The sequence below is a fragment of the Thalassobaculum fulvum genome (assembly GCF_014652915.1).
Classification (GTDB): Bacteria; Pseudomonadota; Alphaproteobacteria; order Thalassobaculales; family Thalassobaculaceae; genus Thalassobaculum_A; species Thalassobaculum_A fulvum.
The window spans coordinates 590,764-607,750 of sequence record NZ_BMZS01000002.1 but is presented as its reverse complement, the minus strand read 5'-3'; the positions used below and the strand labels follow the sequence as shown (position 1 = coordinate 607,750).

Below are 16,987 nucleotides of genomic sequence, written 5' to 3'. Positions count from 1 at the left end.
TTCGGCTTCGTTGCTGGACTTGACCCCTGCACGGACGGCCGGGTCGCTCATACGACAAATAGAATTATTGCAATATGTAGATTGGTGCAAGCGGAGTCGTCAACCGTCCCCGGCCCGGACGCCGGCATCGCCGGGCCGGGCCGGCCGTTTCGGCACGCCTCAGTTGGTCTTGGCGCTCGCCTTGCGGCGCTGTTCGATCATGCGGGCGTGGTACTTCTGGAAGTGCTCGTCGGTCTCGTAGCCCTTCTCGCGCACCCAGCGGAACATATCCAGGAACGTCCCCTTGCCGAACGAGCCCGGCATGGTCGCGACCGCCGCCTGGGCGACCGACTTGCCGGTCGGCACGGTGTCGGGCAGGAACACGACGGTCGGGGTGAAGACGTAGCCCCACTTCCGGACCGCCGACTTCTCGGTCAGCGTCTCGCCGTCGAGGTCGGTCACCTCCTCGTCGCCGAACATGTTGTACTGGACGACCATGAAGTTGGCCTTGATGTAGTCGGCGACCTCCGGGTCCGCGAGCAGCACCTCGTGCATCTTGCGGCAGTAGATGCAGCCGCGCTGCTCGAACACCAGCGCCAGCCGCTTGCCGGCGGCGTTGGCGGCTTCGATGTCCTCGGCGATGTCCCGGAAGGTGAGCGAAAACCAGTCCTGCTTGTGCAGGCCGTCGTCGCCCATGGTCGCGGCCGCGGCCGGCACCGGCGCGAACGCGAGGCCGAGCGCCAGGGCGCAGATCGACAGGATCGAGGTGACGGGCGAGAGGCGGGCGGGCATGGCGGAACTCCTCGCTAGCCGATTTCGGAAAACACCGGGAACGTGTCGAGCATCCAGTTGGCGATCGCCGACATCTGCCCGGTCATGAACAGCAGCCCGGTCAGGACCAGCAGCCCCCCCATCACCTTCTCGACGGTCGCGAGGTGGCGGCGGAACCGGGTCGCCCAGGCCAGGAACCGCGGCGCGAAGAACGCCGCGAAGATGAACGGCAGCCCGATTCCCAGGGCGTAGACCGCCAGCAGCGCGGCACCGCGCAGGGCGGTGTCCGTGGAGCCGGCGACGAACAGGATCGCCGCCAGGACCGGGCCGACGCAAGGCGTCCAGCCGAACGCGAATGCCAGGCCGATGACGTAGGCGCCGAGCGGGCCGGCCGGACGCCGCTCGACCGTGAAGCGCATGTCGCGGAACAGCGGGGCGATCCGGAACACCCCCAGGAAGTGCAGGCCGAGGATCGCGATGATCGCGCCGGCGACGATCGACAGCACGTCGAAGTACCGTGCCACCGTCTGCCCGACCACGCTGGCGGTCGCGCCGAGCGCCACGAACACGGTCGCGAAGCCGAGCACGAACACCACCGCCGACAGGATGACCCGGCGCGACGCGTCCGGCGGCGCGGAATCCTCGCCGGCGAGCTGGTCGAAGCTCAACCCGGTCAGGTAGCACAGGTAGGGCGGCACGATCGGCAGCACGCAGGGCGACACGAACGACAGCAGCCCCGCCAGAAAGGCGCCCGCGAAGGTGACATCGAGCATCTCGGCATTTCACTCCCGTGCCCGGCCGGAAGGCCGGTTGTTATGCAATCAATCATATTTACATTTATCTATGTATGACAAATGCTCTTTAGAGGGGTATGTATTCACAAATGAGCGCGCTTCGGATCGGCAGTGCGGCCGCTGCGGCGGTCTTGGCGGTTTGGACGACGGCGGCACCATCGGGTGCGGACGCCGCGGAGCTGCTCATGCTCGCCCAGCCGGGATGCGCATGGTGCCTGCGGTTCGACGAAGAGATCGCGCCGGGCTATCCGCATACCGCGGAGGGCCGGCGCGCGCCGTTGCGCCGGGTCGATATCACCGAGCCGTGGCCCGGCGACCTCGCTGGGATCGCGCCGGAGAGGCTGACGCCGACCTTCGTGCTGCTGGCCGACGACGGCACCGAGGTGGCGCGCCTGCGGGGCTATCCCGGCGACAATTTCTTCTGGCCGTTGCTCGGCGAGATGATGGAGAAACTCGGGCCGGCACCGGCCATGTGAAATGCGGGCTTGCACCGGACGCCCGTCCGCCTATGTTCGCGGGGCCGCTCGGTGGAGACCGTCCGAAAGCGGAGACTATGTCGGAAGCGCCGGTAACTGCCTGGAAGACACGCCTGCCCTCCGACCCGGAGGCGCTCCAGGAACTGCTGGATCAGGCCCATCGCGCCAGCGAGATGCTGAAGGCGCTGTCGCACGAGACGCGCCTGCTGATCCTGTGTCTGCTCTCGGAAGGCGAGAAGTCGGTGTCCGAACTCGAGGACACCCTGTCGATGTCGCAGGCCGCGGTGTCGCAGCAACTGGCGCGGCTGCGCTTCGACCGGCTGGTGAAGACCCGGCGCGAGGGCCGGTCGATCTTCTACAGCATCGCCGACGAAGAGGTCGCCGCCCTGATCGGCGCCCTGTACGACATCTTCTGCCGCAAGGTCCGCGAACAGCCCGGCGACTGATTCGGCCGGTGCCGTCCGCGCGGTCTTGTGCCCCCCCTGTCCCGCCCGTAACGTGACCGGAAACGACGAACGGCGTCCGTCGGCTGCGACGCGACTCCGCCGGGGAGGAAGGACGTGGACATTATCGAGGCGCATGTCGCGCTTCCCGTGGTCGGCGTAGCCGCCGGCATCGTCCTCGGATTCGTCGCCCGTCTGAACCGCTTCTGTACCCTGTCGGCCCTCGAACGGTACTGGTATTCGGGCGACGCGACGGGACTGCGAACCTGGGTCCTGGCGGCGACGGTGGCGATGCTGGCGACCCAGGGCCTGGCGGCGACCGGCTTGGCCGACATCCGGGACAGCTTCTACCTGCGGTCCTATCTCGGGCTCACCGGCGCGATCTTCGGCGGGCTGATGTTCGGGTTCGGCATGGCGATGGTCGGAACCTGCGCGTTCGGGGCGGTGATCCGGCTCGGCGGCGGCAGCTTGCGGTCGCTGGTGGTGCTGCTGACGCTCGGCCTGGCGGCGATCTCCACCCAGCGTGGCCTGATGGGGCAGGTGCGGGTCGTCCTGGTCGACAACCTGGCGCTCGACATGACCGCCGCCGGCGGCCAGTCGATCCCGGGCCTGATCTCCAGGCTGCTGGAAGTCGATGCCACACTGGCGGTGGTCGTGCTCCTGGGCGGCGGGCTGCTGGCCTGGATCTTCGCCGATCCGGCGTTCCGCCGGCGCTGGGCGGCGATCGGCACCGGCACCGCCGTCGGCCTGGTCATCGCCTTCGGGTGGGCCGCCACGACCTATTTCTCGACGATCTCCTTCGAGCCGGTGCAGATCGAGGCGGGCTCGTTCTCGGTTCCGGTCGGCGACGTGATCATGCACGTCATCACCTATACCGGCACCGTTCCGGACTATGGCACCGGCCTGGTGGTCGGCGCCGTCATCGGGGCCGGTCTCGCCGCGTGGTATCGGAACGATGCCCGCTGGGAGGCCTGCGACGATGCCCGCGAGCTCAGCCGTCACCTCGCGGGCGGCGCGCTGATGGGGATCGGCGGCGTGTTCGCCATGGGCTGCACGATCGGCCAGGGCGTGACCGGGTTCTCGACCCTGGCCATCTCCTCGCCGATCGCGTTCGCCTCGATCCTGCTCGGGGCCCGCCTCGGCCTGTCCTGGATGGTCGAGGGCAGCGTCTGGTCGATGTTCCGCGGCCGGCAGTCCGGTCACGGGCCGGCGGAGTAGCCACCGGCCCGCTTGCTTCAACCGGCCGGGGCGAACCGGTAGTGGGCGCCCTTGCGCTCGACGCTGCCGATGCCGGGATACGGCAGGTGGAAGCCGAGGATGCGCGCCTTGTCGGCGGTCAGCCGGTCCAGCAGCCGGCCCCGCGTGGCGGCGCCGGCCGCCGGATCCTGGTCGGAGCCGGCGTGCCAGTCCGGCCGCTCGAACGAGATCACCGCGTTGGCGATGGCGTCGCCGACCACCAGCAGCCCGTCGCCGCCGTGGATCATGAACGAGCAGTGCCCGGCGGTATGGCCGAACGAGGCGACCGCCTCGACGCCCGGCACCACTTCGGCTCCGGCGTCGAACAGGGTGACCTGTGGCTCGATCACGTCCATCCGGTTCTGGGCGCCGACCACGAAGCTCTTGCGGGCCTCCGGCATGGCGTCGAGGGTTTCGGGCGCCCGCCAGAAATCCCACTCCATCCGGTTCATCCAGAAGCGCGCGTTCGGAAACACCGGCTCGTCGAAGTCGTCGATCACGCCCCAGAGATGGTCCGGGTGGGCGTGTGTGAAGCAGACGTCGGTGATCTCGTCGGGTGCGACCCCGGCGGCCGACAGGCTCCCGGGCAGCTTGCCGGCGGTCTCCTGGAACAGCGGCCCGGCGCCGGCGTCGAACAGCACGACGCGGTCGCCGGTGCGCAGCAGGGTGAGGTTGCAGTCGGGCCGCACCATGTCGGTCGGCAGGCCGTGCGGCGTCAGCAGGGCGTCGATCTCGGCCTGCGGGGTCTCGGGCAGGTAGAAGCCCATCGGCAGGACCAGGCCGCCGTCGCTCAGCACCGTGACCTCGGCATCGCCGAGGGCGAGCCTGACGGGAGCGGGCGCCGCCAGGGCCGGCCGGCCGGGCAGCCCCGACACCGCCGCGGCGGCCGCTACCGCGCCCAGCACCCGGCGCCGGTTCCAGACCGTCGGGTCGCTGCGACCGTTTGCCGATTCGTTGCCCACCGCTTCCTCCATTCATACATTTAGATTTGTGAATTTAATTGGCCCTGGAGCGAAGCCTGTCAAGCGCTGACGCCGGCGGGCTCCCCGCGACGTCGAAGCGGCGAGCGTTGCCGGGGGCTTTGCTGATATTCTGCGTCCGGCCGTGACGGGGATGGCGGGACGGCGGAGCAAATGGCCGGTGCGGCGAAGGCCGTGCCTGCGGGCGGAGGCCGCGGCATGACGAAGGACGACTTCAAGACCGAACTGCGGCGGCTGCTACGCGCACACTTCCCGATCGTCCACATCGACAGCTACGAGGAAGACCGCGTGCTCGAGGCCGTCGAGGACCTGGCGCGCGAGTCGTCGGCCTCGATCTTCGTGTGGTCGACCAGCCACGGCGTCTACGACCCGACCCGCGCGGAGCGCGGTGCGTTCGACAGCAAGCTGGCGATGGCCGACCTGGCGGCCGCCCTCGAGACCTTCGAGCAGCTGATGCGGTCGAAGCAGGCCGAGCGCAAGAGCCTGATCTTCGTGCTCCTGGACCCCGGGGTATACCTGACCGAGCGCAACGCCAACCCGATCTACGTCCGCAAGCTGCGCGACCTCGCGCTCGCGATCCGGAGCGAGGACCGCGCCGCCACCTGCCTGATCGTCTCGCCGAGCTTCACCGTCCCGCGCGAGCTCGAGCGCGAGGTCACGGTGCTGGACTTCCCGCTGCCGAGCCGGCACGAGATCGCCACCTACATCGACCGGGTGTTCGCCGAGCTGGCGCGCTCGTCGACGATCGAGATCAGCGACGAGGAGGCGCTGCGGGGCCGGTTCACCGAGGCCGCCATCGGGCTCACCCTCGCCGAGATCCGCAATGCGGTGTCGTACGCCGTGGTCGACGACCTCCGGCTCGACGACCGGGACGTGCGTCACCTGTTCCTGCAGAAGCGGCAGATCGTCCGCAAGTCGGGACTGCTCGAGTTCATCGAATCCGCCGGCCTGTCGCTCGACGAGGTCGGCGGCCTCGACACCCTGAAGAACTGGCTGTACCGGCGCCGCGTGGCGTTCTCCGAGGAGGGAAGGGCGTTCGGCGTGCAGGCGCCGAAGGGCGTGCTGGTCACCGGGGTGCCGGGCTGCGGCAAGTCGTGGTCGGCCAAGTGCGTGGCGGCGTCCTGGGGCCTGCCGCTGCTCAAGCTCGACATGGGGCGGATCTACTCGGCGCTGGTCGGCTCGTCGGAGGAGCACATGCGTCACGCCATCCAGGTGGCGGAGGCGGTGGCGCCCTGCGTGCTGTGGCTCGACGAGATCGAGAAGGGACTGCCGCGACCGGGCGCGCATGTCGGCGACAACGGCGTGTCGCTGCGCGTGCTCGGGACCTTCCTGACCTGGATGCAGGAGAAGGAGAGCAGCGTCTTCGTGTTCGCCACCGCCAACGAGATCGGCCTGCTGCCGCCGGAGGTGCTGCGTAAGGGGCGGTTCGACGAGATCTTCTTCGTCGACCTGCCGAGCGACGAGGAACGCCGCGAGATCCTGGACATCCACGTGCGCCGGGCCGGCCGCGACCCGAAGACGCTGGACATGGACCGGCTGGTGGAGTTGTCGGGGCAGGCCGCCCACGGCCCGGACATCACCCTGACCGGGGCCGAGCTGGCGGCCTGGATCAACGAGGCGATGATCAACGCCTATCACCGCCGGCTCGAGCAGGACGGCGCCGCCGACCTCGACCTGCGCGACTTCGAGGCGACCGCCCACGGAACCGTGCCGCTGGCCCGGCTGCGGGCCGAGGAGATCTCGGCCCTGCGGCGCTGGGCCCAGGGCCACGCGCTGCGGGCGTCGACCGCGGAATAAGGTGGCGGCTACCGGGCCAGCCCGGCCTCGACCAGGTACCGGGCGGCGCGGCCGATCGCGCCGGTGTCGCGCAGCTCCAGGATCAGCCGCGGGTTCGACCCGAGGGTGGCGAGCTGACGGAACACGCCCGGCCACAGGATCGAGCCCTCGCCGATCGGCCAGTGGCGGTCGGCGTAGCCGTCGGCGTCCTGCAGGTGGACGTGTTCCAGCAGGTTGCCGGCCGCGGCCACGTAGTAGTCGACCGGCGGCGCGCCGGTCGAGACGTGGGCGTAGTAGGCATGGCCGGTGTCGAGCGAGACCCGGACCCGGTCGCTGCCGAACGACCGGGCGAGCTGCACCCGGGCGTGCGGGTCCTTGTCCTCGATGTTCTCGATCACCAGGGTGACGCCGATGCGCTCGGCCCGCGCCACCGCCCTGTCGAGGGCGGCATGCACGCGCTCCTGCAGCTTCTCGCGGGCCCCGGCCTGGTTGTCGAGGTTGTGGTGGGTCCAGGTCTTGAACGGGCTGTGCAGCACCATCTGGCTGGCGCCGAGCTCCTCGCAGACGTCGAGGCCCTGGTCGAGGCGCTTCTGGACGATCGCCCGGACCGCCGGGTCCTGGGTGTCGATGTCGAAGCCCATGAACGGTCCGTGGATGCCGAGGCGGCCGCGGTGGCCCTGCAGCTCGGCCCGGGCGGCGCGGGCGACCGTCCGCCAGTCGCCGTCCAGCAGCTCGGCCCGGAAGAAATCCTGCAGCTCGATGTCGCGCGGGCCCTCCGCCAGCCAGTCGCGCCAGGCGGGGAGAGCGGCGCTGGGCATCGCCGCGCCGAGCAGCGGCAGGTCGTCGGGTTGGTTCATCGCGGGCGCCTCGTCGCGGCCATGGCGTTGTCGGGAGTTCGCACTGTGTACCAGGGCAGTGGACAGGAACATCGTGAAGACACGATGAACGCGTGGCGATTGCGCGGCGCCGGCCGCCGGGCCTATTCCGCGGCCAGCGCCAGCTGCGGAAGCGGCGGCAACCGACGGTCCGCCAGCGCGATCGGACGCGAATCGGCCGGTTCGGTGCCCCGGGCCGAGGCGTCCGCCAGGATCGTGCGCAGGTGCTCGCGCGTATCCTCGACCGCCGCCGTGATCCGATCGGTCAGGGCCGTCATCTGGCCGCTCATCTGCCCGGTTTCCCGGGCCGCGGCGTCGACCTCCTGGTTGACGGCGGCGACCCGGCGGGCGTTGGTGGCGGCGTCGGCGACGCTGGCGGTGATGGAGGCGGTCTCGCCGCTCAGCAGCTCGACGTCGCCGGCCGCCTTCCGCATCCCGTCCGCGACCGCCCGGGCCCGCGCCTGGATCGAGGAGACCGCGCCGGCCGCCGCCCGGATGCCGGCACGGAACGAGTCGATGCGCTCGGCGATCCGCCGGGTGGCGTCGGCGGTCTCGCCGGACAGCTTCTTGACCTCGCCGGCGACCACCGCGAACCCGGCCCCGGCAGCGCCGGCCCGCGACGCCTCGATCGACGCGTTCAGGGCCAGCAGCTTGGTCTGGTCGGCGATGTCCTCGATCAGGCCGACCACGCTGCCGATCGCGCCGGCGGTGTCGGTCAGGTCGCGTACGGCCGCGGATACCTGGTCGGCCTCCGCCGCGACCTGCGCGGTCAGCTCGCGCTGGTCCCGGACCTCGGCGGCGATCCGTTCGGCCGACAGCCGCAGGGAGTCGACCACCGACATGACGTCGTCGGTGAACCGGGCGCTGGCTTCGGCCAGCTCCGTCGACTCGGTCGCCCGCGCGTGGGCAGCGCCGGCCAGCCGGTCCAGTTCCTCGGCGATGCCGACCAACTCCCCGGTGCTCGCCGTGACCACCGTCACCCGTGCGCCCATCCCCTGCTCGAGCGCGGTGCTGAGGTTGGACAGGCGGGCCGTCAGGCCGGCCTCCCGCGCCGCCCGTTCGGCTTCCTGCTCGGCCTTCAGGGCATGGATCTCGGCCAGCGTCTCCTTGAACCGGGCGACCCCCTTGGCCAGCGCGCCGATCTCGTCGGTGCGGTGCGCGAAGCCGACGGCCACGTCCTGATTGCCGGCGATGGCCGAGGCTGCGTGCGACAGCCGGGCCAGGGCGTCGGTGACCATCCGGCGCATGACCAGCCAGACCAGCAGGATCGCCAGCGCGACCGCCGCGAGGCTGACGCCGACGACCGCGAGACGGGCGGCGTGCGCAGTCTCGGTTACCGCGTGTTCCTTGACGGCGATCCCGTCGATCCGCTGGATGATCGCGTTGCGCGTCGCTTCCGCCGCCAGGGCGTCGTCGACCAGGGCCGTGGTCAGCTCGGCGACCCTGGCCTCGAGGGCGTCGGCACCGGTCGCCGCCGACAGCACCGCATCGACCTTGGCCCGGACCCCGGCCGGATCGGCGCCCGGCATTACTAGCTCCTCTACGGTGTCGGTATAGCGGCCGTCCTCGAACACGCCGTACGCGATCGCCGCGCCGCCGTCGTACGGCATGACGACCACCCGGTTCTCCTTCTGGACGTCGCGGCGCTGGCCGCGCGTCTTGAACCGGTCGACGATCCGGTCGCGCCCCCGGTAGGTCCGCACGGTCACGGCGAAGGTCTGCTCCGCCCAGTCCCGCAGCACCGGGATCGGGTCGGTCCGCAGCCGCTTCGGGATGTCGATCAGCCGGGCCTGCAGGCGGAAAACCTGCTTGCGGAGGTCCTGGTTGAGGCCGCGGTAAAGCTCGGCCCGCGCCTCCTGGTCGGCCATCAGCCGGTCGACCACGGTGAAGTACACGCCGGCGAGGCCGGCCATGACCAGGCACAGCGTGAGCGCCAGCGACAGGGTCAGCTTCATGGTGATGCGGGAACGGATCAGGGCGAGCATGGCGAGCATCCGGTCTGTTGGCCGATGCCCCGACTGAATGCAGTCCGCTTTCCGCAGGAATTATTTGAAAATGCTATATATTTTGCCCGTCGGGACGGTGCATCCCTAGGGCCGTTGTGCGTCAGTTTCGTGATGCCGAGGTTACGCGGCCGTGATGATCGGCATGGGTCGGCCGCCGCCCGAGAAGGAAGCCGGCGATGGCGGCGGCCTGTACCAGCGCGACCGCCAGGAAAAGATGCGGTGCGGCGCCGGCGACGGACGCGGAACCGTCGAAGGTCACCCGGACCAGGCCGAAGAACACCGGGGCGAAGGCATAGGTGGCCTGGCCGGTCGCCACGATCAGGGCGACGACCCGGCCGACGTCCTCCTTCGCGAACTCCGTCTGGGCGATCAGCGGCGGCAGCGAGGTGGCATTGCCGATGCCGGCGCCGAACAGCACCACGCCGAGCAGCAGCAGCGGGACGCTGTCGCCGGCAGCGGCGACGAGCATCAGCGAGCCGGCGATCTGCACCCCGTAGCTGACGCACGCCACCAGCCTGCGGTCGGCGCCGGCCGGCATCAGCCAGCCGACCAGGGTGCGGCCGCCGATCGCCGCCGCGGTCGCCAGTCCCATCGCCAGGCCGGCCCGGGCCTCCCCGAGCGCCGGCACCAGCAGCGAGAACAGGTGCGCCAGCAGGCCGGCCTGGGCGAACAGCCCGAGCGCCATGCCGGCCGCCAGGGTCAGGAACCCCGGGTCGCGCCACAGCAACCGGCCCGGCAGCGGCCGCGCTAGCGGCGCTGCGACCGGCCGCGCAGTCGCATCGGGAGCATCGCCATCTGGGTTATCGCCGTCCGGGGCCTGGCCCAGCGAGGCCGGGGTGCGTCCGAACACCCGGCCGGCCAGCAGCCAGATCGTCGCGACCATGAGGGCGCCGAGGATCGCCGCGGTCGCCGGGAAGCCGAGCCGGGCGATGCCGGCGGCCAGCACCGGGGTGAACACCACGCCGCCGATGCTGGCGCCGTTGTAGGCGGTCGACAGCGCCGCCGGCCGCGTCCGCACGAACCAGGGCGCGATGATCGCGTTGACCGCCGCGGCCCCCATCGCGACCCAGCCGGCGCCGCTCAGCAGCGCCACCGCGAACAGCTGCCAGGGCGCCTGCACGGTGGCCCAGCCGACGATGCCCAACGCCAGGGCGAGGGCGCCGGCCCGGGTCACCGCGGGAACCCCGAAGCGCCGGTACAGCCGCGGCAGGTTGGCGACCACCAGCGCTCCGAACAGGAAGTGCACGGTAACCGAGCCCGAGACCACGGCCAGCGGCCAGTCGTGCATCTGCCTGACCGCGTGCAGGTAGACCGGCGGGCCGTAGAACCCGAACCCCCAGCCGAAGCAGGCGAGCACGAAGGTCGCCGCCACCACCCGCCAGCCGTAGAAACCCTGCCTGCCCATGATCGGAAGCCCCGCCGGTCGATTGCGATGGCGGAGGTTTCGCGCCGGGCCGGCGTTCGATGCTACGGTCGGGGCCGAAGCATTCCGGACGATGCCCTGCCACGATGGACTCGGCGCGATGGGCGCGAGGAGGAAGCGGAATGGTGTCCACGGCGACGATCGCGGAGATCGCGGCCCTGGCCGGCGACCCGGCCCGGGCGGCGATGCTGAACACCCTGATGGACGGCCGCGCGCTGACCGCGACCGAGCTCGCCTCGGTGGCGGGGGTGACCCCGCAGACCGCCAGCGGCCACCTGGCGCGCCTGACCACGGCAGGGCTGCTGGCGGTCGAGAAGCAGGGGCGGCACCGCTATCACCGACTCGCCTCGCCGATGGTCGCGCAGATGGTCGAGAGCCTGTCCCAGCTCGCCGCGACCCTGGCGCCGCCGGGCCGGCGGGTCGCGACCGGGCCGCGCGACCTGGCGCTGCGCACCGCACGGACCTGCTACGACCACCTGGCCGGCCGGCTCGGGGTCGCCCTGACCGACGCCCTGCTGGACGCCGGCCATGCCGAGATCGACGGCGACGCCGGTGCGGTCACCGACGGCGGCCTGGCCTTCTTCGCCGGCATCGGGATCGACCTGGAACGGGCGACGACCCGCAACGGCCGGCGGTCGTCGCGGGTGTTCTGCCGGCCCTGCCTGGACTGGAGCGAGCGGCGGCCGCATCTGGCCGGCGCCGTCGGCGCGGCGATCTGCAGCCATGCCTTCGAGCAGGGCTGGATCCGACGGGTCGACGGCAGCCGCGCGGTGGCGGTCACCCGCAAGGGCGAGCAGGCGCTGCGCAGCGCGTTCGGGATTGCGCTCTGACGGGGATGGTTCGGCACCGGCCGAAGCATTGATCGGCGGCGTGCGACATCCTCGGGGCCGACGACACCCCGGCACGAGGACCCCGCCATGACCGTCACCGTCTTCATCCGTTACCGGATCGATCCGTTCAAGCGCGCCGCCTTCGAGGAATACGCCCGCAACTGGCTGACCATCATCCCGGCCTGCGGCGGCGAGCTGGTCGGCTACTGGATGCCGCACGAGGGCACCAACGACGTCGCCTACGGCCTGATCTCGTTCGACAGCCTGGCGTCCTACGAGGCATACCGGGCCCGGCTGCGGAGCGACCCGGCCGGAAGCGGCAACTTCGAGACCGCCGAGCGCGAGCAGTTCATCCTTGCCGAGGAACGCACTTTCCTGCGCAAGGTCGAGCCGGCAGCCTGACCGCGGACCAGCGACAACCAGGGAGGAACCACCGATGCTCGCCGTCATCTTCGAGGTCACCCCGGCGGACGGCCGCCGCGACGAGTACCTGGCATTTGCCGCCGACCTTCGCGAGGAGCTGCTGACCATCGACGGCTTCATCTCCGTCGAGCGGTTCCAGAGCCTGACCGAGCCCGGCAAGATGCTGTCGCTGTCGTTCTGGCGCGACGAGGCGGCGATCGCCGAGTGGCGCAATCGCGAGCGGCACCGCGCCGCCCAGGCGGCCGGTCGCGGCGGGGTGTTCGCCGGCTACCGGCTGCGGATCGCCTCTGTGGTCCGCGACTACGGGATGGACGACAACCGCGAGCAGGCTCCGGCCGACAGCCGGACGGCGCATGGCGGCGTCTGAACAGGGATGCCGATAGGTCCCGGATCCGACCCGCTTGCGGCGTGCCGGTCCGGAACGAGGAATCGTGGGAACTGATCCCTCATCCCGGCCGCAGCGGCGCAGCCGCGGAGAGCCGGGACCCATGCCTCACACCGCCGCGAAGCCGTGGGTCGCCAGCAGCCGGATCATGGTGTCCTTGGCTGCGATCCGGTGGGCGCGGTGGATCGCCCGGGCGGCGTCGGCGTCGCCGGCCGCGATCGCCTCGATCAGCCGGCGGTGGTCGGCGTTGGAGCCGCGCGGCTCCGGCCGCAGGAACAGGGTCACCAGCCGCGCCCGGCGCACCTGGTCGGACATGGTCTCCACGATCGCCTCCAGCCGGCGATTGCCGGCCAGCCGCACCAGGGTCCCGTGGAAGGCGTCGTCGGCCGCCGCCCAGCGCGGCCGGTCGCCGGCGTCGAGCGCGGCGTCCATCTCGTCGACCAGGCCGGTGAGTTCCGTCAGCGCTTCGGCCGGCGGACGCGACCGGGCCAGGTTGCTCGCCGCCAGCGACTCCAGTTCGGTCAGGACCGAGTAGATCTCCTCCATGTCGGCCGCCGAGACCGGCAGGACGCGGATGCCGTGACGGGGCCGGACCTCGACCAGCCCCTGCGCCTCCAGGGCGATCGCCGCCTCGCGCACCGGGGTGCGGGACATCCCGAGCAGTTCCGCGAGTTCGGTCTCCAGGTGATTGGAGCCCGGCGGCAGCCGGTTGGTCACGATCATCTCGCGCAGCAGCGCGGTCGCCCGCCGGGTCTGGGACGGGGGCCGGGCCCTGGTCATCGCGACGCGACCTCGACGACCCGGCCGGCGGCGGCGGAGTCGTAGAGCGCCTCCTCGATCTCCAGGTTCCGAAGGTACGCTTCGGCGTCGTTCTCGATCGGGGTCCCGCGCAGCAGATGGTCGCCGACATGCTTCTGCAGGGCGTAGACCGAGTCGCCGCCGAAGCCGGTGGTCGGGTAGCCGCCGCCGATCCGCTGCCAATCGTGGCCGCCGCGGGGACGGAACGTCAGTGTGCCGTCGCCGTCCAGCGCCATGACCCCGGCCGAGCCCTCGACCAGGCACTCGCCCATGGTGAAGCGGGTGTTGGCGGCGGCGTGGTCGACCAGCCGGTTGCCGTCGAGTACCGCGCGCCGGCCGTCGGCATAGCGGAACAGCAGCAGCCCGGCGTCCTCGCCGGCGATCGCCGGGTTCAGGCGGCGCAGGTCGGCGAACACCGCATCCGGCTCGCCCATCAGGAACCGGAAGGTGTCGATCCAGTGCACCGCGGTCTCGTGGATCAGGAACCGCGGCATCTTCTGGAAGTAGGGCTGGCGCGACAGGTAGGCATCCCGGCCCTGGCCGTCGCCCGGGCGCATGCGGAAGCCGATCTGGTACAGCTCGCCGACCCGGCCGGCGGCGATCTCGTCGCGGATCGCCCGGTACCAGGGCTGGAACCGGAAGTTCTCGTGGACCACCACAAGCTTGCCGCTGTCCCGGATCAGCCGGACCGCCTTCTGCGCCTCGGCCAGCGAGCCGCAGAACGGCTTCTGGCAGACGATCGCCCGTGCGTTCGTGTCCAGGGCCTGCCGGATCAACCCCAGATGGGCCGGTGGCGGGGCGGCGATGTCGATGATGTCGGGCCGGAGCGAGTCGAACAGGGCGGCGGCATCGGCCTCGATCCGTGCCGGGTGGCCGGGGGCGGCCTTCTCGGCCAGCAGGCGCGCGGCCTTGCCGGTGTCCAGGTCGGCGAGCCCGGCGAACGCCACGTCCGGGTTGCGCAGCCAGCCGTCGACGTGGAACCCGGCGAAGTAGCCGGCGCCGACGGTGACGACCTTGAGCGGCGGGGTCATGCGGACACCGGAGCCCGCAGCGCGGCGCCGACCGCCGCGGCGACCGCGTCGGTGCCCGCCGTTCCGCCGAGGTCGGCGGTCAGCACCCGGCCGTCCGCGAGCACGTCGGACACCGCCCGCCGCAGCGCCTCGCCGAGCGCCACCATCTCGCCGTTGCCGCGCTCGTGGCCGAGCCAGTCGAGCATCATGGCGGCCGACAGGATCATCGCCATCGGGTTGGCGACACCGCGCCCGGCGATGTCCGGCGCGCTGCCGTGGCAGGGCTGGAAGACGGCATGGCGTTCCCCGATGTCGGCCGACGGCGCCAGCCCGAGGCTGCCCATCAGCCCGGCGCCGAGATCGGACAGGATGTCACCGAACATGTTCTCGGTCACCAGCACGTCCAGGTCCCACGGGTTGCGGACCATCGACAGCGCCACGGCGTCGACATAGGCGGCCTCGGCCCGGATATCGGGGAAGCCGGCGGCGCGCTCGCGGAACACCTTGCGGAAGAACGCGAAGGCCTGGAACACGTTGGCCTTGTCGACGCAGTGCACCAGCCCCTTGCCGCGGCCGGCCGCCTTGCGGCGCCGGGCCAGGCGGAACGCGAAGTCGAACAGCTTCTCGGAGGTCGCGCGGGTGATCACCAGGGTCTCGCGGGCCTCGCGGTCGCCGTCGACCGTGCCCTTGCCGTGCGAGGCGAACAGCCCCTCGGTGGACTCGCGCACGATCACGAAGTCGATGTCGGTGACCCGCGGCGATTTCAGCGGCACGTCCTGGCCGGGCTGCACGAACACCGGCCGCACACCGGCGAACAGCCCGAGCTTCATGCGCAGCTCGATCTGCGGCGAGATCTCGGTGCCGTCGGGATAGCGGACCTCGGGCAGGCCCATGGCCGACAGCAGGATGGCGTCGGCGGCGCGCGCCGTGTCGAGCGAGGCGGCGGGCAGCGACTCGCCGGTTTCGCGGTAGTGACCGGCGCCGGCCGGGACGGGCTGGAACTCGAGCGAGAAACTGCCGGCCCGGCGGGCGACGTCGCGCACCAGGGCGACGGTCGGCGCCATGATCTCGGGGCCGATGCCGTCGCCCTCGAAGACGGCGATGGTGAACGTTCTGGGCATGGCGACCTCCGCCGGTTGTCGGGCGGCGGGCCGGTCCCGCTGCCGTCATCCGGTCATATCGGGACTCTGTGTTCGAATCAATGCATACATTAAATCATGCGTTATTGTCCGGCTTGCGCATCAGGGCAACGTCCTTCGCCGGGATCTCGCAGTCCCAGCCGTGCCGGGCGGCGATCGTTCGGAAGGTTTCCGCGCGGTAGAACACCACGTGGGTCGGGTCGCGCCGGTAGTGCCATCCGGCGAACCGGGCGTCGTCGGTCTGGAAGCTGGTCATCACCGCCAGCCAGCCGCCCGGCCGCAGCAGCCGCTCCAGGCGGTCGAACTCGTCGGCCGGCCGGTGGAAGTGCTCGGCGACCTCGGTGCAGGTGACGAAGTCGTAGGTCCGCTCCAGGGCCGCCGGATCGGGCCGGAAGAACGGGTCGTACAGCGCGACCGCGTGGCCTGCCTCGCGGAGCATGGCGGCGAGCGCCGGCCCCGGCCCGCAACCGTAGTCGAGGCCGGTCGCACCTTGCGGCAGGCGCGCGAGCAGCGGGGTCGCCAGCTTCGCCAGGAAGCCGCGATAGCCGGGATCGTCCGGGTCGTTGCGGTGGGTCAGGTAGTGGGCCCGCTCGACGGCGGCGGACGGGTACCGTGCCGGGTCGAGGAACCTGGCCTCGCAGTCCTCGCACCGCCAGTAGGCGAGGGCGCCGACCTGCACGAAGGGACGTGGCCCGGCCCGGCGACAGACGGGGCATGCCGCCGGGGCGTTCCCGCCGGTATGCTCCGATGGCGTTTCCGGGACTCGGCTCATGCTCCCTGCAGCATCGCACACCGGGCGGTGCCGGCGCACGCGCCGACACCTCCGGCACTCGAGGCCCGGCGGATGACGGTCGACGCGGCACGGAACGACGTCCGGTACCCATACGCGGCACCGGCCGGCGGCCCGTTGTTGGCGGTCAGGTCCGGCCCAGGTAGACGGTCTGGGTGACCGACCGGTCCTGCAGAGGGTTGTGGAACACCACGGGCTCGGCACTGGCCTCGGCGAACACCGTGCCCAGCCGGGCGGTGAACGCGTCGTCCGGCGGCTCGTTCGACCACAGGCCGAACACGCCGCCGGGGCGCAGGTGCGACGCCAGGCGGCGCAGTCCGTCAGGCTGGTAGAAGCCTTCGCTGCCGGGTGCCAGCAGGGCGTCCGGGGAATGGTCGATATCAACCAGGATGGCGTCGAAGCGGCGTTCCGGCTGGGCCGGGTCGAAGCCGGCTGTGCCGGCCGACAGCGCGAAGAAGTCGCCGTGCACGAACCGGCAGCGCGGGTCGCCGGTAAGCTCCGGTCCCAGCGGCAGCAGCCCGGATTCGTGCCACTCGATCACGGCGTCGAGGGCATCGACCACGATCAGCGACGCCACCGCGTCGTCCTGCAGCACGGCCCGGGCGGTGTAGCCGAGCCCCAGCCCGCCGACCACGACGTCGAGGCCGCCGGTCCCCGCCGCCGCAAGGCCGAGCCTCGCCAGCTCGATCTCCGAGGCGGTGAACAGGCTGGACATCAGGAACTCGTCGCCGAGCTTGATCTCGTAGACCTCGACCCCGAGCGACAGCTCGCGGCGGCGGCGCAGGCTCAGCTCGCCGATCGGCGTCGCCCGGTAGTCGAGTTCTTCGAAGTACAGGCTCAAGCCGGCGATCCT

At 71.3% G+C, this 16,987-nt stretch carries 18 protein-coding genes; 7 read left to right on the top strand and 11 right to left on the bottom strand.

Going from position 1 to position 16,987, the window contains the following annotated elements; all coding sequences use genetic code 11:
- Window positions 1-159: 159 nt before the first annotated feature.
- Together IE246_RS06095 and IE246_RS06090 are read right to left on the bottom strand one after the other, a co-directional pair.
- A complete protein-coding gene (locus tag IE246_RS06095) occupies window positions 160-771 on the bottom strand; it encodes a SoxW family protein (protein ID WP_189988045.1) in 612 nt (203 codons plus the stop codon).
- 14 nt (window positions 772-785) lie between these two features.
- Window positions 786-1,523 (bottom strand): cytochrome c biogenesis CcdA family protein, encoded by a 738-nt coding sequence (locus tag IE246_RS06090; protein WP_189988044.1) that lies wholly within the window; start codon window positions 1,521-1,523, stop codon window positions 786-788.
- Between the two features lie 206 nt (window positions 1,524-1,729).
- Between IE246_RS06090 and IE246_RS06085 the strand changes: the two genes are divergently transcribed.
- The 3 genes from IE246_RS06085 to IE246_RS06075 all read left to right on the top strand — a co-directional run bounded on the left by IE246_RS06085 (window position 1,730) and on the right by IE246_RS06075 (window position 3,681).
- Window positions 1,730-2,020: a thioredoxin domain-containing protein gene (locus IE246_RS06085; RefSeq protein WP_229836481.1), complete on the top strand. Its 291-nt coding sequence runs from the start codon at window positions 1,730-1,732 to the stop codon at window positions 2,018-2,020.
- Between the two features lie 77 nt (window positions 2,021-2,097).
- Window positions 2,098-2,466, top strand: coding sequence for an ArsR/SmtB family transcription factor (locus IE246_RS06080; protein WP_189988042.1), 369 nt, complete (start codon window positions 2,098-2,100; stop codon window positions 2,464-2,466).
- 114 nt (window positions 2,467-2,580) lie between these two features.
- Window positions 2,581-3,681: a YeeE/YedE family protein gene (locus tag IE246_RS06075; RefSeq protein ID WP_229836478.1), complete on the top strand. Its 1,101-nt coding sequence runs from the start codon at window positions 2,581-2,583 to the stop codon at window positions 3,679-3,681.
- Window positions 3,682-3,698: 17 nt separating this feature from the next.
- Here the strand turns inward: IE246_RS06075 and IE246_RS06070 are convergent, their stop codons facing one another.
- Window positions 3,699-4,661 carry an MBL fold metallo-hydrolase gene (locus tag IE246_RS06070; protein WP_229836475.1) on the bottom strand — a complete coding sequence of 321 codons (963 nt, stop codon included), beginning with the start codon at window positions 4,659-4,661 and terminating at the stop codon, window positions 3,699-3,701.
- A gap of 216 nt (window positions 4,662-4,877) precedes the next feature.
- Here IE246_RS06070 and IE246_RS06065 point away from each other — a divergent pair, with 216 nt between their 5' ends.
- Entirely contained in the window at window positions 4,878-6,476 is a 1,599-nt protein-coding gene (locus tag IE246_RS06065) for a Ycf46 family AAA ATPase (protein WP_189988040.1), read from the top strand.
- 8 nt (window positions 6,477-6,484) lie between these two features.
- Here the strand turns inward: IE246_RS06065 and IE246_RS06060 are convergent, their stop codons facing one another.
- The 3 genes from IE246_RS06060 to IE246_RS06050 form a co-directional block, all read right to left on the bottom strand.
- The gene (locus IE246_RS06060; RefSeq protein WP_189988039.1) at window positions 6,485-7,312 is read right to left on the bottom strand and encodes a sugar phosphate isomerase/epimerase family protein; all 828 of its coding nucleotides are present in this window, start codon (window positions 7,310-7,312) and stop codon (window positions 6,485-6,487) included.
- A gap of 122 nt (window positions 7,313-7,434) precedes the next feature.
- Window positions 7,435-9,315, bottom strand: a complete 1,881-nt coding sequence (locus IE246_RS06055) for a methyl-accepting chemotaxis protein (RefSeq protein WP_189988038.1) — start codon at window positions 9,313-9,315, stop codon at window positions 7,435-7,437.
- Between the two features lie 121 nt (window positions 9,316-9,436).
- The gene (locus IE246_RS06050; protein ID WP_189988037.1) at window positions 9,437-10,741 is read right to left on the bottom strand and encodes an MFS transporter; all 1,305 of its coding nucleotides are present in this window, start codon (window positions 10,739-10,741) and stop codon (window positions 9,437-9,439) included.
- 140 nt (window positions 10,742-10,881) lie between these two features.
- Here IE246_RS06050 and IE246_RS06045 point away from each other — a divergent pair, with 140 nt between their 5' ends.
- From IE246_RS06045 to IE246_RS06035, 3 genes are all read left to right on the top strand, one after another.
- Complete coding sequence (locus tag IE246_RS06045) at window positions 10,882-11,589, top strand: ArsR/SmtB family transcription factor (protein ID WP_189988036.1); 708 nt, start codon at window positions 10,882-10,884, stop codon at window positions 11,587-11,589.
- 87 nt (window positions 11,590-11,676) lie between these two features.
- Window positions 11,677-11,991, top strand: a complete 315-nt coding sequence (locus IE246_RS06040; protein WP_189988035.1) for an NIPSNAP family protein — start codon at window positions 11,677-11,679, stop codon at window positions 11,989-11,991.
- 34 nt (window positions 11,992-12,025) lie between these two features.
- The gene (locus IE246_RS06035) at window positions 12,026-12,379 is read left to right on the top strand and encodes an antibiotic biosynthesis monooxygenase family protein (RefSeq protein WP_189988034.1); all 354 of its coding nucleotides are present in this window, start codon (window positions 12,026-12,028) and stop codon (window positions 12,377-12,379) included.
- Window positions 12,380-12,505: 126 nt separating this feature from the next.
- Here the strand turns inward: IE246_RS06035 and IE246_RS06030 are convergent, their stop codons facing one another.
- From IE246_RS06030 to IE246_RS06010, 5 genes are all read right to left on the bottom strand, one after another.
- Window positions 12,506-13,177 carry a GntR family transcriptional regulator gene (locus tag IE246_RS06030; RefSeq protein ID WP_189988033.1) on the bottom strand — a complete coding sequence of 224 codons (672 nt, stop codon included), beginning with the start codon at window positions 13,175-13,177 and terminating at the stop codon, window positions 12,506-12,508.
- Window positions 13,174-14,226, bottom strand: a complete 1,053-nt coding sequence (locus IE246_RS06025; protein ID WP_189988032.1) for a Gfo/Idh/MocA family protein — start codon at window positions 14,224-14,226, stop codon at window positions 13,174-13,176. Before IE246_RS06025 ends, IE246_RS06030 begins: the two co-directional genes overlap by 4 nt.
- Window positions 14,223-15,326, bottom strand: coding sequence for an isocitrate/isopropylmalate dehydrogenase family protein (locus IE246_RS06020; RefSeq protein WP_189988031.1), 1,104 nt, complete (start codon window positions 15,324-15,326; stop codon window positions 14,223-14,225). Before IE246_RS06020 ends, IE246_RS06025 begins: the two co-directional genes overlap by 4 nt.
- 94 nt (window positions 15,327-15,420) lie before the next feature.
- On the bottom strand, window positions 15,421-16,023 hold the full coding sequence (locus tag IE246_RS06015; protein ID WP_229836472.1) for a class I SAM-dependent methyltransferase: 603 nt from the start codon (window positions 16,021-16,023) through the stop codon (window positions 15,421-15,423).
- Between the two features lie 238 nt (window positions 16,024-16,261).
- Window positions 16,262-16,975, bottom strand: coding sequence for a polyamine aminopropyltransferase (locus IE246_RS06010; RefSeq protein WP_189988029.1), 714 nt, complete (start codon window positions 16,973-16,975; stop codon window positions 16,262-16,264).
- Window positions 16,976-16,987: the final 12 nt, after the last annotated feature.